15 protein-coding genes are annotated in these 13,393 nt (G+C 57.4%); 6 read left to right on the top strand and 9 right to left on the bottom strand.

Features of this window, described 5'->3' with window-relative positions; genetic code table 11:
• Window positions 1-101 precede the first annotated feature (101 nt).
• On the top strand, window positions 102-800 hold the full coding sequence (locus JHL21_RS11295; RefSeq protein ID WP_254082029.1) for a PadR family transcriptional regulator: 699 nt from the start codon (window positions 102-104) through the stop codon (window positions 798-800).
• Between the two features lie 52 nt (window positions 801-852).
• Here JHL21_RS11295 and JHL21_RS11290 read toward each other — a convergent pair whose 3' ends face one another.
• The 4 genes from JHL21_RS11290 to JHL21_RS11275 all read right to left on the bottom strand — a co-directional run bounded on the left by JHL21_RS11290 (window position 853) and on the right by JHL21_RS11275 (window position 4,688).
• Complete coding sequence (locus tag JHL21_RS11290) at window positions 853-1,518, bottom strand: TetR/AcrR family transcriptional regulator (protein ID WP_349236515.1); 666 nt, start codon at window positions 1,516-1,518, stop codon at window positions 853-855.
• The gene (locus tag JHL21_RS11285) at window positions 1,493-3,019 is read right to left on the bottom strand and encodes a tripartite tricarboxylate transporter permease (RefSeq protein ID WP_169194379.1); all 1,527 of its coding nucleotides are present in this window, start codon (window positions 3,017-3,019) and stop codon (window positions 1,493-1,495) included. The genes JHL21_RS11290 and JHL21_RS11285 overlap by 26 nt, the downstream gene beginning before the upstream one ends.
• A gap of 12 nt (window positions 3,020-3,031) precedes the next feature.
• A complete protein-coding gene (locus tag JHL21_RS11280) occupies window positions 3,032-3,556 on the bottom strand; it encodes a tripartite tricarboxylate transporter TctB family protein (RefSeq protein WP_169194380.1) in 525 nt (174 codons plus the stop codon).
• A gap of 85 nt (window positions 3,557-3,641) precedes the next feature.
• A complete protein-coding gene (locus tag JHL21_RS11275) occupies window positions 3,642-4,688 on the bottom strand; it encodes a tripartite tricarboxylate transporter substrate binding protein (RefSeq protein WP_182394586.1) in 1,047 nt (348 codons plus the stop codon).
• Between the two features lie 210 nt (window positions 4,689-4,898).
• On the opposite strand from JHL21_RS11275, the gene JHL21_RS11270 reads away from it, so the two are divergent.
• The 4 genes from JHL21_RS11270 (at window position 4,899) to JHL21_RS11255 (ending at window position 8,960) form a co-directional block, all read left to right on the top strand.
• Complete coding sequence (locus tag JHL21_RS11270; protein ID WP_200213533.1) at window positions 4,899-5,639, top strand: sulfite exporter TauE/SafE family protein; 741 nt, start codon at window positions 4,899-4,901, stop codon at window positions 5,637-5,639.
• 98 nt (window positions 5,640-5,737) lie between these two features.
• The gene (locus JHL21_RS11265; protein WP_200213531.1) at window positions 5,738-6,889 is read left to right on the top strand and encodes a Gfo/Idh/MocA family protein; all 1,152 of its coding nucleotides are present in this window, start codon (window positions 5,738-5,740) and stop codon (window positions 6,887-6,889) included.
• An 80-nt stretch (window positions 6,890-6,969) separates the two neighbouring features.
• Window positions 6,970-8,139 (top strand): dihydrodipicolinate synthase family protein, encoded by a 1,170-nt coding sequence (locus JHL21_RS11260; protein ID WP_200213529.1) that lies wholly within the window; start codon window positions 6,970-6,972, stop codon window positions 8,137-8,139.
• Entirely contained in the window at window positions 8,136-8,960 is an 825-nt protein-coding gene (locus tag JHL21_RS11255; RefSeq protein WP_200213528.1) for a sugar phosphate isomerase/epimerase, read from the top strand. The genes JHL21_RS11260 and JHL21_RS11255 overlap by 4 nt, the downstream gene beginning before the upstream one ends.
• A gap of 47 nt (window positions 8,961-9,007) precedes the next feature.
• On the opposite strand, the gene JHL21_RS11250 is transcribed toward JHL21_RS11255, so the two are convergent.
• The 3 genes from JHL21_RS11250 to JHL21_RS11240 form a co-directional block, all read right to left on the bottom strand.
• Window positions 9,008-9,391: a hypothetical protein gene (locus JHL21_RS11250; protein WP_169194386.1), complete on the bottom strand. Its 384-nt coding sequence runs from the start codon at window positions 9,389-9,391 to the stop codon at window positions 9,008-9,010.
• Between the two features lie 104 nt (window positions 9,392-9,495).
• Window positions 9,496-10,758, bottom strand: coding sequence for a class I SAM-dependent RNA methyltransferase (locus JHL21_RS11245; protein WP_254082028.1), 1,263 nt, complete (start codon window positions 10,756-10,758; stop codon window positions 9,496-9,498).
• A 54-nt stretch (window positions 10,759-10,812) separates the two neighbouring features.
• Window positions 10,813-11,379: a NifU family protein gene (locus JHL21_RS11240; RefSeq protein WP_169194387.1), complete on the bottom strand. Its 567-nt coding sequence runs from the start codon at window positions 11,377-11,379 to the stop codon at window positions 10,813-10,815.
• 129 nt (window positions 11,380-11,508) lie between these two features.
• Here JHL21_RS11240 and JHL21_RS11235 point away from each other — a divergent pair, with 129 nt between their 5' ends.
• Window positions 11,509-11,805: a DUF3817 domain-containing protein gene (locus tag JHL21_RS11235; protein WP_169194388.1), complete on the top strand. Its 297-nt coding sequence runs from the start codon at window positions 11,509-11,511 to the stop codon at window positions 11,803-11,805.
• A gap of 4 nt (window positions 11,806-11,809) precedes the next feature.
• Here the strand turns inward: JHL21_RS11235 and JHL21_RS11230 are convergent, their stop codons facing one another.
• Together JHL21_RS11230 and trpS are read right to left on the bottom strand one after the other, a co-directional pair.
• Window positions 11,810-12,283, bottom strand: a complete 474-nt coding sequence (locus JHL21_RS11230) for a universal stress protein (protein ID WP_169194389.1) — start codon at window positions 12,281-12,283, stop codon at window positions 11,810-11,812.
• Between the two features lie 12 nt (window positions 12,284-12,295).
• Window positions 12,296-13,336: a tryptophan--tRNA ligase gene (gene trpS / locus JHL21_RS11225; protein WP_169194390.1), complete on the bottom strand. Its 1,041-nt coding sequence runs from the start codon at window positions 13,334-13,336 to the stop codon at window positions 12,296-12,298.
• Window positions 13,337-13,393 lie beyond the last annotated feature (57 nt).

The raw sequence follows: 13,393 nt of genomic DNA, 5'->3' as shown, positions 1-13,393 counted from the left end.
AGGCTCGGAGCGCCTTTTTGTTTCCCCGATATATCTTGAAACCGATCTTGCAGGGACAATCTCTTGTTCAAGGGCGTTAAGATATATCTTGGAGACATATCATGGCATCTCGCGATTTTCGTGATTTTGACTGGAGCACTGTAGACCAATTGGCGCGTCGCAGCTGGGGCCGTATGCAGCGTGCTGCTGGCGTCGATTTCGGCGAATGGGGTGGCAAGGCCCGCGTCGGCAAAATGCTGGCCTCGGGTGACTTACGCCTCGTGGCGCTCTTTTTCATCGAGCAGCAGCCGCGCCACGGTTATGATCTGATCAAAGCCGTAGAAGAAGCGTCAAATGGCGTCTATTCGCCGAGCCCCGGCATTGTGTACCCGGCGCTGACCTATCTTGAGGAGGCGGGCTTCGCGACCTCAAGCGTTGACGGCAACAAGAAGCTTTATGCCATTACCGACGAAGGCCGCGCGCATTTGGAAGACAATCGCGAGGCAGTGGCCGCCACGCTAGAGTTTCTGGCGCGGACGGGCGAGCAGGTGAACAAGTTCCGCGATTTTGTTGCCGCCGATTGGCCTTTTGGTGGCAAAGGGGAGCCGGAAGCAACGCCGTCACACCCCGCTTGGGCGCCAGACGACCGGCCTATGCATGACGTGGTGCCGGAACTGGATGCGGCGCGCAAAGCGGTTAAGCAGGCGATTAAAAAGGCCCGCACTGGTTCGGACGACGTGCAGTTACGCGCCGCTGAGATTTTGCGTCGCGCCGCAGCCGATATTGAAGCGCTCGGTCAGGACGATGACGTCGACCTTTAAGGGCTGAACGGCATGAGTAAGGGCAGGGAGAAACCTCTGCCCTTTTTGCTATTTAGCCGTGCCGCGATTTGGTTTTCAAAAAGTCGAGAACCATTTGCACGGCGTGCGCCTCGCGCTCCTGGACCATAGCAACGCTTGAGAGATCGCGTTCAAAGATCACCGATAGGGTGGCCGTGTTCGACACATAGAAGAAGCCGAGCGCCGCCACGGAAATATAAAGCTGCACCGGATCGACATCGCGGCGGAACAGCCCCGCTTCGGCGCCACGCTCGATAATCTCGGCGATTTGCCCGACCAGCGGCGAGTGCAGCGCCTTGATATCGGGCAGGGTCTTGAGGAACCGCGCGTTCTCGATGTTTTCCGTGCCCAAGAGGCGCGGAAACCATGGGTTCGCCAGAAAGTGACGGAAGGTGAACCGCACAAGGCGGTCCATAGCTTCCACCGGGTCATAGCGCCCCAAGGACAGGGCCCTCTCACCCGCGCGGATCTCGGTATAGGCTTCCAAGAGGACGGCCCGGTAGAGCTCCTCTTTATTGCCGAAATAATGATAGAGCAGCCGCTTATTGGCCTCAGCCCGCTCGGCGATGGCATCGACGCGCGCGCCCTCAAAGCCCCGATCGGCAAACTCCACTCTGGCTGCTGCCAGAATGGAGGCTTTGGTCTTTACCGAATTCCTTGGGCGTTTTGACGTCTCAGCTTTTGGCTGGGACGGCTCCACGATTGCGGGCGAAGAGGGATCGGACACGTCGATTTACCGCCGGAATGGACATCAGAATGGTGAAGACAATGATCAGGCAGATAACAGCGCTGATCGGCCGGGTAAAGAAGGGCGTTGGGTCGCCATTGGTAAGCGCCAAGCCGCGACGCAGGTTCAGGTCTAAGAGATCGCCGAGCACGATGCCCAAAACCAGTGGCGCCATTGGGTATTTCATCTCCCGAAGGAAGAAGCCAACAATGCCAAAGACCAACATAACGTAGACGTCGAACATGCGCTGAGTGATGGCAAAAGAGCCAATAACGCAGAGCACATAGATGACCGCCATGAGCCGTTCGCGTGGGACCGAAAGGACCTTAATGAAGACCTTGGTCAGCGACAGGCCGAAGATCAAATTGGCGAGCGTTGCCAACAGCAGCATGCCCACGACCTGATAGAGGAAGGGCGCATTCTCGATCATCAGCATGGGGCCAGGGCGGATGCCGTGGATCATCATGGCTGCGATGAGCACGGCGGCCGCAGCAGAGCCGGGCAGGGCCAGAGTAAGTGTCGGGATCATCGAGGCCGACACTACGGCATTGTCGCCGGTTTCTGCCGCGATCAGCCCTTCTTGACTGCCCTTGCCGAACTCTTCGGGGTTCTTGGACAGCTTTTTGGCCGCTGCATAGGAACTCCAAGCGCCCACGTCCTCACCGACACCCGGGATGATACCAACAAAGGTGCCAATGATGCCGGAGCGAATAATGGTTTTCCAATATTGGAAAATCTCGCGGAAGGTCGGCACGACACGATCATTCACGGGGGCGATATTGGCGATGGCTGTGCGCTTCATGGTGGAGAGAATTTCGGCCAAGCCAAAGGCGCCAACCATGGCAGGGATCAAATCAATGCCGCCACCAAGCGCCGGTATGCCAAAGGTAAAGCGCTGATGCGCATGCAGCGTTTCCATGCCGATCATGGCTACCAACAGGCCAATGATCCCGGCGATGTAGCCCTTGAGCGGCGTATCTGAGCCCGTCATCTGACCCGATACAACCACACCGAAGAGGGCAAGCCAGAAAAACTCATAGGAGCCAAATTTCAGCGCCGCTTCGGAAAGCACCGGAGCAATAATGGCGAGAAAGAAAATGCCGACCAAAGTTCCCAAAGTGGAGGAGGTCGTCGCAAGGCCCATGGCAAGACCTGCCTTGCCCTGCTTGGCCAGAGGATGACCATCGAGCGTCGCGGCCGCATTGGCCGGTGTGCCGGGGATATTGAGCAGAATGGCAGTACGGCTGCCCCCATAGATGGCACCCAAATAGACGCACATCAGGGTGAGAATGGCCTGGTCTGGCGCCATTTTATAGGTGAGCGTCACCAAGAGCGCGACGCCCATGGTGGCCGTAAGGCCGGGCAAAATACCGATGGTCAGACCGAGCAGTGTGGCCCACGCCACATTGAAAAGGCCGGAGGGGGTTATGAAATGCGCCACGCCCTGGCCTAAGAGAATAAGTCCGTCAAACATGGAAGCCGTCTCCTAAGGCAGCCGAACCAGAAAAATCTGGCCGAACACATAGTTGACGCCCACGCCTGCAACGAGCGCGACCACCAGTGCCCAGATCAGTGTCCGCACGAGGTTCGCGGGTCGATCTGCCAGTACGGTTTCAAACAAGACGATAAAGGCGAACACAAAGAGCGCCGACGCCAGCCAGAACGGCATGCGGCCCACGAGTCCCAATGTGTAAACCAAGGCGAGAGCGGCCACGGTGACAACGCGAATAGTTTGCCACGAAAGCAGCAGGTTCAGCAGCGCTACCCCGCCAGCCTTGGTATCGAGCTTCCATGACCGAAAGGCGAGCAGGGACCCACACAGGGTCAGGGCAACGCCGAGCACGAAGGGCACGAGACCCGGTATCGTTGCTGGGTGAATACGGCGCACGGCGAGCCGATCCATGGTCCAAGACAGATACGTAACGGCAAGGCCGAGTGCGATCAGAATAATCGCAGTGATAAGATCGGCGCGTATGCGCGCAGCATCCTCGTGCTGAGCAGAGAGGGTCATTTTATGTGCCTAAAGTTTGGTACGGCCCCACCAACATCGAGCCAACCGCTAGCTTTCAGAAAAGCCAGCGGTTGGTTGGTTAGTGTCAGTTCTTGGCCATCTCAGTGCGGGTTTCGCAATCGATGCCAATGGTGGACGGATCGTTGACCGCTTCGCCGCGACCAACTGAATCGCAGGCCTCAAGAATCACAACCGGCATCGCCAGAGCGCGCGCTTCTTCGCCATAAGATGGAGCGAAAACGGCACCGAAGGTTTCAGCGTAGGTTTTTACCGCTTCAGATGTTGAGACCTTTTCAGCCCAAATCTTGTCGAGTGTGGCTACAACCTCGGCCGGCACGCCCTTTGGCACGAAAATACCGAAGTAATCCGGCGCCAACTCCATGTCTGGAAGCCAGTTTGTGATCGGTGGGATCGGCTCAGCGCCTTCAATAACAAGCGGCTGATTGGACAACACGGCCAGAGCTTTCAGACGACCACCGCGGATCAGCTCGGTTTGCTCAACGGCAAGTTGGGTGGTGACCATGGCTTCGCCAGCGGCTGTTGCAATCGCAGCTGGGCCGCCACCATCATAGGTGATCATGTTGTAGTCAAAGCCGCCCGCCGCACCCGAAAGCGCGCCGATGGCTGTGCCTCCAGATGAGGTGATACCGGCTGTCGCCACGGAAATGCCGCTACCAGCGTCCGACTGGAACGCCGCCAAAAGTTCGCCGAAATCCTTGAACTGGCTGTCCATCGGCACCGAGACTACCGGCACGTTGGCAACGGAGAGATAGATGTGCCAGTCGTCAATATTGGTGTTTTCCAAAAGCCCCGTCACCGAATAGGTGGCGTTGTTGGCGATCGCATTGGCAGTCCAGGTGTAGCCGTCGCGCTCAGCGTTGAGCACTTCCTGCGTGCCAATGGCACCGGATGCGCCAGGTTGGTTGACGACGACGACTTCAACACCCAGGGCTTCAGCAAGGATCGGCGCGGTGACACGGGTCACCTGATCGGTCGACCCACCAGCGCCCCACGGTACGATGAGATTGATTGGACGATCAGGCTTCCATTCCTGACCTATGGCCATAGTTGCGCCCAGCGCGAACACAGCAGTGCTCGACGCGAGGACGACGCGCAGCAGTGACTGCTTCATCCTAAAACTCCTCCCGTTGGAGCCCAGTATTCTGGTGCTCACCCGGGCAGATTGGGTGCGTAAAAACTATGTGTCAAGCCAGAAGTAACCGATCAGTGATTTAGTGAGCGCTTACTCTGGCCTATTAGAGGATCACGCCATGCGGTAATTGCTTGGCGAAAGTCCGCCTTGGTATGGTGGCGCGGACGAACACATCTCTTCGGGGCAATCATGGAATTGGAACGCTTGGCCATCTTGGGCTTGGCTTTGGCAGCGGGCGCTTTTGTGAAGGGCGCAACAGGTATGGGGCTGCCCCTGATCGCATTGCCGGTTTTGACCTCGGCCTTTGGTTTGCAACATGCTGTGGGCATTATGGCCGTGGTGCAGATCGTTACCAATATTGCTCAGGTCTGGCAATTTCGTGATGGCGCCAAGGACGTGCGCTTGCAGTTTATGCCGATGTTTTTGGTGACCTGCGCCGTCGGCGTTGGTTTCGGCACATGGCTCTTGGGCAATCTTCCAGAGCGCTATTTGATCTTCAGCCTTGGCATTGTGCTGCTGGTCTATTTTGTTCTCAAAATTAAGAACCCGCACTTCTCCATTGCCCCCACTGTGGCGCAAAAACTGGCACCCTTCACCGGCGTTGGCACGGGCATATTGCAAGGCGCAACCGGCATTTCGGCACCCGTTGGCGTGACCTTTATCCATGCCATGGGGTTGGACCGGCGCGTGCATGTTTATGCCGTCTCGGCCATGTTCCTACTACTCGGACTTATCCACCTCCCCGCGCTATTCATCTCCGGCATTATGAAGCCAGATTGGATGCTGGAAGCGCTTCTGGCGCTGATCCCGATCGCCATCTTCATGCCCCTCGGACAGCGCGTTGCTGGGAAACTGAGTCGTAAGGCCTTTGACCGAATGATCCTGATCTTTCTCGGTCTGATGGGCGTAAAAATGGTGGTGGGCCTCTAGCCTCACCACTTTATGCCTACGCAAACCCGCTTGACGGCCGTCATTCTCCTCGCCTAAGTAACTACACAGTTACACAGCGCGATCCTGAGGAGGTTTTGATGGCGGTTCGGCGGGTAGGCATTATCATGCACGGCGTCACGGGGCGCATGGGCTATAACCAGCATCTGGTGCGCTCTATTCTGGCCATACGGGATCAAGGCGGCATCAGCCTTGCCAATGGCGACCGCCTCGTAGTCGATCCGATCATCGTTGGTCGCAATCGCGACAAGATCGGAGCGCTGGCGAAGAAGCACAATATCGCCCGCTGGAGCGACGATCTTGAGGCCGCACTGGCCAATAAGGACGACGAGATTTTCTTCGACGCTGGCACGACGCTGATGCGCGCCGGCCTGATCGAACAGGCGCTTGCCGCTGGTAAGCATGTCTATTGCGAAAAGCCGACATCGGACGATCTCGAAGTCGCGGTCAACCTGGCCAAAACTGCCCGCGCCTCTGGCCTCAAGCACGGCGTAGTGCAGGACAAGCTGTTCCTGCCCGGGCTGATGAAGCTTAAAATGCTCCGCGACAGCGGTTTCTTCGGCGACATTCTCTCGGTGCGTGGCGAGTTCGGCTATTGGGTGTTTGAAGGCGACTGGCAGAAGGCGCAGCGCCCAAGCTGGAACTATCGCAAGAACGACGGTGGCGGCATCATCCTCGATATGCTGTGCCACTGGCGCTATGTGATGGACAATCTCTTCGGTGAAGTGAAGGCCGTCTCCTGCCTGGGTGCGACCCATATTCCAAAGCGCGTCGACGAGCAGGGCAATACTTTCGACTGCGATACCGACGACGCTGCCTACGCCACCTTTGAGCTCGAAGGCGGCATCATTGCCCAGATCAATTCGAGCTGGACCACGCGCGTCCGTCGCGACGATCTCGTGACCTTCCACGTCGATGGTACTCACGGCTCCGCCGTTGCTGGCCTCCACAAGTGCTGGACCCAGCATCGCGTCAACACGCCAAAGCCGGTGTGGAACCCCGATCAGCCCCAGACCATGAATTTCTTCAACGATTGGGAAGAAGTTCCGGACAACTGGCCAGCCGACAACGGCTTTAAGGCGCAGTGGGAAATGTTCCTGCGCCATGTCGCCGAAGACGCGCCTTGGGAATACGGCCTTGAGGCCGGCGCCAAGGGCGTGCAGCTGGCCGAACTGGGCCTCAAGAGCTGGGCCGAGCGCCGCTGGCTCGATGTGCCAAAGCTCGAATTCTAATTTCGCTCAACCCTCCCGGCGCCGCCTCGAACGTGTTTTGAGGCGGCGGTGGGCGTTTGCAAAGGCTTGAGGAGATGCCGATGCCACAGTTAAACCTACCCAATGCTGGTCGTTCGATTACGCCCTATGTGCTCAAGGGCGATCCGATCCCATTCGTGAAATTCAAAGCCAGCGACTTTCCGCGCATCGCCTATTCGGCAGCGCATGTCGTCGCCGACCCGCTGGCAGTTGTTGACCCTTGGTTGACCCCCGCAATTGATTGGGACACGACGCTCAAGTTCCGCCATCGCATGTGGGACCTTGGGCTCGGCGTTGCCGAAGCCATGGACACTGCCCAGCGTGGTATGGGCCTCACCTGGACCGAAGCGCAGGAACTGATCCGCCGCTCGCAGGTGGAAGCCCGCAGTCGCTCAGACAGTCTCATCGCTTATGGCGCCGGCACCGACCATCTCGCGCCCGGCCCGGACGTCACCATTGACGATATTCTGCGCGCCTATGACGAACAGGTTGATTTCGTTGAAGGGCAGGGTGGTCGCGTCATCCTCATGGCCAGCCGCGCGCTCGCCGCTGCAGCCAAGTCGCCAGACGACTATGCCCGCGTTTATGGTCATGTCCTGAGCCAGGTGAAGCAACCGGTGATCATGCATTGGCTGGGTGAAATGTTTGATCCAGCTTTGCTCGGCTATTGGGGCAAGGGCACGCATGACGAAGCCATGGACGTGTGCCTCGATGTGATCGCCGCTCACGCCGACAAGGTCGACGGCATCAAAATCTCTCTGCTCTCGGCAGAAAAAGAGATCGACATGCGCCGCCGCCTGCCGAGCCAGGTCAAAATGTATACGGGCGACGATTTCAATTATGCCGAGTTGATCGCTGGCGACGACCAAGGTTTTTCGCACGCCCTGCTTGGCATTTTTGATGCCATAGCCCCCGCAGCATCAGCCGGTCTCGCGGCCTTGGGCCGTGGCAATACCAATGAGTTTTTCGACATTTTGGAGCCAACGGTCCCGTTGAGCCGTCACATCTTTGCAGCGCCCACCCGCTTTTACAAAACCGGCGTCGTCTTCCTCGCCTATCTCAACGGATTGCAGGATCATTTTCAGATGGTCGGCGGGCAGCAGTCGACCCGCTCCGTCCAGCACTTTGCCGAGCTGTTCCGCCTTGCTGATAAGGCCCGCGTGCTGGCCGACCCAGAACTCGCCACGAGCCGCATGAAGGCCTTCCTCGCCGTCAATGGAGTTTCAGCATGACCGACCGTGGCATCTCGCTTAACTTTGCCACAACGCGCCAGCAGTGGGGCTTTGCCGAAGCTGTCGATGGGTGCTTGCGGGCTGGAATTACCGCCATCTCGCCGTGGCGCGATCAAATCCAGGCCATTGGCCTCAAAGAAGCCGCGCGGATTGTTCGGGACAACAAGCTGCAAGTGACGGGCGTCTGCCGTGGCGGCATGTTCCCAGCCCTCACCGCAGAAGGGCTAAAGGCCAATATTGAAGACAATTTGCGCGCGATCGACGAAGCCGCGGCGCTTAATGCAGACTGTCTTGTGTTAGTTGTCGGTGGCATTCCGCAGGGCAGCCGCAATATCGTTGAAGCCCGCAAGCAGGTGTCCGACGGCATTGCCGCCATCCTGCCACACGCCAAAGCGTCCAATGTGAAGATCGCCATCGAGCCGCTGCACCCTATGTATGCTGCGGACCGCGCCTGCGTGAACACCATCGACCAAGCGCTCGATATTTGCGAACAGCTGGGCGAAACGGTTGGCGTCGCAATCGACGTTTATCACGTCTGGTGGGACCCCAATCTGGCCAAAGCCATTGCGCGGGCAGGGCGGATGAAGCGTATTTTCGCGCATCATATTTGCGATTGGCTCAATCCAACCTCGGACTTTTTGCTCGATCGCGGCATGATGGGCGATGGGGTTATCGACCTTCCTGGCATCCGCAAAATGATCGAGGACGCAGGTTTCTCCGGCCCGCAAGAGGTGGAGATTTTCAGCCAAAACAATTGGTGGAAGCGCGACGGTGACGAAGTGCTTCAGGTGATCAAGGAACGCGTTGCCACTGTCTGCTAAACAAAAAAAGCCCCGGTCTCCCGGGGCTTTTCAAATTCATCTATCGATTACTGTTTGATGTAATCGATGCTGGAGCAGAAGATGCCGCCCTTACAGCCGGTGAGCTTGATGGTGGTGGCATTCTTAAGTTCAACAATGGCCTTTGCACCACCACCGTTGAGCGAGATATTGCCTTCCCACTTGTTCGGGCCAGTCTGCTTACCCTGCACAACCTGCTGATTCACGAATTTCAGGTTTTCAGGGGTACGCGAGTCGCCCTGAATGTCGTTCAGCGTACCGCACAGGTCGGTGCCACTACCGCAAAGCTTGAATGTGAAGCTCGTGCCCCACTTATCAACCCAGGTCCCGTTCGGCGAAGCGTCCTGAGCAAAGGTTGGCGCAGCAAACAAAGCTGCGAACGAAGCGGCGGCAATAATGGTCTTCAGCATCATTAAGTAATGCTCCTTATCAAAACGCGCCTAATTGAAGGCACGTGCGTGTCTCGTTCAAGCCCTTGATGGAAGAAACGCGGGTACATCGTTATCGGTTGCTAAATTTACCGACGGAAGGTTCCTGCGACTTCAATGTGAGTGGACCAAGCGAACTGATCTACTGCTATTAGCTCACTGAGAATGAACCCGGCCTGAACAAGCGTTTTTGCGTCTCGAGCAAAAGTTTTCGGATCGCAGGCGACCATGACCACGTTCTTCACCTTCGACTTTACCAGCTCTTTGATCTGCGCTTCGGCACCAGCCCGAGGCGGATCGAGAACGACTGTTTCGAAGTTGAGCTCGAACTGGGTAAGTGGGTCGCGGAAAAGATCTCGCACCTTGCTGGTGACAGCCTTCAACCCCTTGGTGAATCGTGTGGCCTTTGCGAGCGCAAGGGTTGCGGCCTTATCGCTATCGGCGGCGTAAACCGGCGCCTTTTCGGCCAGACGCAGGGCAAATGGACCAATCCCGCAGAAAAGGTCGGCCACGGACTTGGACTTGCCAACTGCGGCGATCACATAGCTGGCCAGAACGTCTTCGGCCTGTGCAGTCGCTTGGAGGAAGCTACCAATCGGCAGATCAACTTCCGAGCGTCCCATCGTGATCGTTGGCTGCTGGCGCACCGATACCATGTCGCCATCAATGGAGAGACGCGCCAAACGCAGTTGGGCGGCCAATGGCACGAGCGTCTCCAACTTCAAGCCCTTTGGGGCCTTGCGGACGTGCACATCTAGGCCCGTGCTGGTCGCTGTAAAGCTGACATCGCATTCCCCGATAGACGCCGCCAGAATCCGCGCGATCTTGGGAGCATGAACGAGAGCAGGCACAAGGATCGGACATTTTTCGATGTTGAGCAGTTCATGCGAGCGAATGCGCATATAGCCAGCAGCATCCTTACGGGCATGAAGCGTCGCCCGACGGCGTCCCTCGCCATGCGCGATGTGGAAAACCTCAACCTTGTGCTCAAGACCGGCGTGTTGGAGCGCTGTCTCCACCAAGCCAATTTTGAAGGCTTTATAAGCATCGGGCGAAAGATGCTGGATCTGGCAGCCCCCGCACTCACCGAAATAGGGGCAGAAGGGTTCAATACGATCAGCTGAAGCGGTCGTGACGTTTTGCAGCTGCCCGCGCTCCCCCTCGTGCTCAATGACAACCTCTTCACCCGGCAGGGTGAAGGGCACATAAACACGCTGGCCATCAATGCTGGTGACGCCTTCGCCCCGCTGTCCGAGGGTTTCGATGGTGACGGTGGTGGACATGGGCGAACTCAACTCTTGTATCGGGTCTGGCTGGGGCACCAGATAGCCAGAAGCCCGACGATTACTCATCGGGCTTCTGGCTTGCTGCTAATTGTTTATCTCAGGACTGAGCCCTAAGAAATATCAAACCTGCTGAACGGCCTCTACGCCGGGAACAAAGTGGCGCAGGAGGTTTTCAATGCCGTTCTTTAGGGTAGCCGTGGAAGAAGGGCAACCCGAGCACGCGCCCTGCATATGCAGGAACACGGTGCCTTCTTTGTAGCCCTTAAAAATGATGTCGCCGCCATCCATGGCCACAGCAGGACGGACACGGGTCGCCAACAATTCCTTGATGACTTCGACCATTTCCTTGTCTTCTTCTTCGAAGAACTCTTCGACTTCGTCGAAGTTGAGCGGCGCTTCAACGCCTTCAGCGATAACCGGCTTGCCCGACAGGAAATGATCCATGATCACGCCAAGAATAGCCGGCTTGATATGGGCCCAATTGGTTTCGTCCTTGGTGACCGAGATAAAGTCCGAACCAAGGAAAACGCCGGTCACGCCAGAGATTGCGAACAGGCCGGTCGCGAGCGGGGAGGCTGTCGCGGCATCGGCGTCGCGGAAATCGCGTGGCTCACCGGTGAGCACATCCCGCCCAGGCAAAAACTTCAGAGTTGCCGGGTTCGGCGTGGCTTCAGTCTGGATGAACATGGAGGCTGCTCGTAAATTAGAATGCTTCTAAAATAGCTATTTCGGCGGCGATTGCAAGGGTCTTGCAAGCTGCATTTGCGACAGAGCGTCACGATTGCGCGGACAACCATGCAGCGCTAGAGACATAACATGATCCGCTTATTCAGATATATCGGCGTCTTTGAGGGTATTACAACCCTCGCGCTGTTTTGCGTCGCCATGCCAGCAAAATACTGGTTCGGCTATCCCGACCTTATTTCCCCGGCTGGCCGCATTCACGGCCTCGCCTTCGTACTCTACATCGTCGCTATGGTGTTCTGCCTTTGGGGCAAGGGCTTTACGCCGGTGGAATGGGCACGAACGACCATTGCTTCGTTCTTCCCCTTCGGGACATTCCTCAATGACCCGTTCTTGAAGCGCAAACAAAAGGCGGCCGAGGCCGCCTAAGTCTTCAACACACAGCGATCACTTCCTCGTCGGTCATGTGACCGGGAACGATAGTCAGTGGGATTGGGAGCACATTGGCGCGCGCCGCAAAATGCGTCGCCAATGGCCCCGGACCATCTGAAGAGTTGGAGGCCGCGAGCACAAGGATAGCAATATCCTTATCGCGAGCGATGACCTCTTCAATCTGCTCAGGGCCATTGCCCTCGCGGATCACAGATTCCGTACGGACATCGCCAATTTCGCGGATACGCGCCAAACGCAAGTCGAGGTTCCGCTCAGCTTGCTCCACCGCTTCCGCGCGCAAAACGTCTTCCACCCCCAAGCCGATAAACTCGGGGGAGGGAATGACGGTCATGAGCACCACGGTGCCGCCCGTGCGTTTGACGCGATAGGCCGCGAAAGTCAGCGCGCGTTCGCATTCTTCCGTCTCGTCGATGACAACCAGAAATTTGCGTTTGTACTCAACTTCAGCGACCATGAGCGCCTCCGATTAGCGGATAAAGCCAACGATGTTGCGGACGTCCTTCATGGTCGCCTCAGCGATCGCGCCAGCGCGTTCGCCACCATCGCGCAGAATGGCATCAATGGTCGCGGGATCGTCGAGCAGACGACGCATTTCATTGTTCATTGGAGCGAGAACGGAAACCGCGAGCTCGGCCAGAGCTGGCTTGAACTTACCCCAACCGGCGCCGCCATATTCGGCAATCACTTCGGCCTTGGTCTTGTCGCTGAGTGCAGCATAGATGCCGACGAGATTGTCCGCTTCCGGACGACCCGCCAGGCCCTCGACATCGCTCGGCAGCTCGGCCGGGTCGGTGGTCGCCTTTTTGATCTTTTTCGAGATCGCATCGGCGTCATCGAGCAGCGAGATGCGCGACTGATCGGACGGGTCCGACTTGCTCATCTTCTTGGTGCCGTCACGCAGCGACATAATGCGGGTCGCAGGACCGGCAATCAGCGGCTCGGTAATGGGGAAGAATTCGCCATCAACATTGGCCGCGCCGGTCTCAGCAATGGACTTGGCATAGTCATTGTTGAATTTTGCCGCGATGTCGCGAGTGAGCTCAAGGTGCTGCTTCTGGTCGTCGCCAACCGGCACTTCCGTCGCCTTATAGAGCAGAATGTCTGCGGCCATGAGCGAAGGATAGGCGAGGAGGCCCAATGAGACCGCTTCGGAATTCTTACCGGCCTTATCCTTGAACTGGGTCATGCGGTTCATCCAACCGATGCGCGCGACGCAGTTAAAGATCCAAGCCAGTTCAGCATGCTGAACGACCTGAGACTGGTTGAAAATGATCGACTTCTTCGGGTCGATACCGGCAGCGATGAAAGCCGCGGCCACTTCACGCGTCGCGCGGCGCAGCGCATCAGGCTCCTGCCAGACCGTGATGGCGTGCATATCAACCACGCAATAGATGGTTTCGTGCGTATGCTGCAGGGGCACAAAACGGCGAATGGCGCCGAGATAATTGCCCAAGTGCAAATCACCGGAAGGCTGGATGCCAGAAAAAACGCGGGGGCTAAAATTCATGATGTCCTTCAACCCAAGACGGGAAATTTGAGGACCGTTTTATACGGCCCGACAGAA

This window comes from Devosia sp. WQ 349K1, assembly GCF_016595685.1.
Taxonomy (GTDB): Bacteria; Pseudomonadota; Alphaproteobacteria; order Rhizobiales; family Devosiaceae; genus Devosia.
This window is presented reverse-complemented; position numbering and strand designations above follow the sequence as displayed.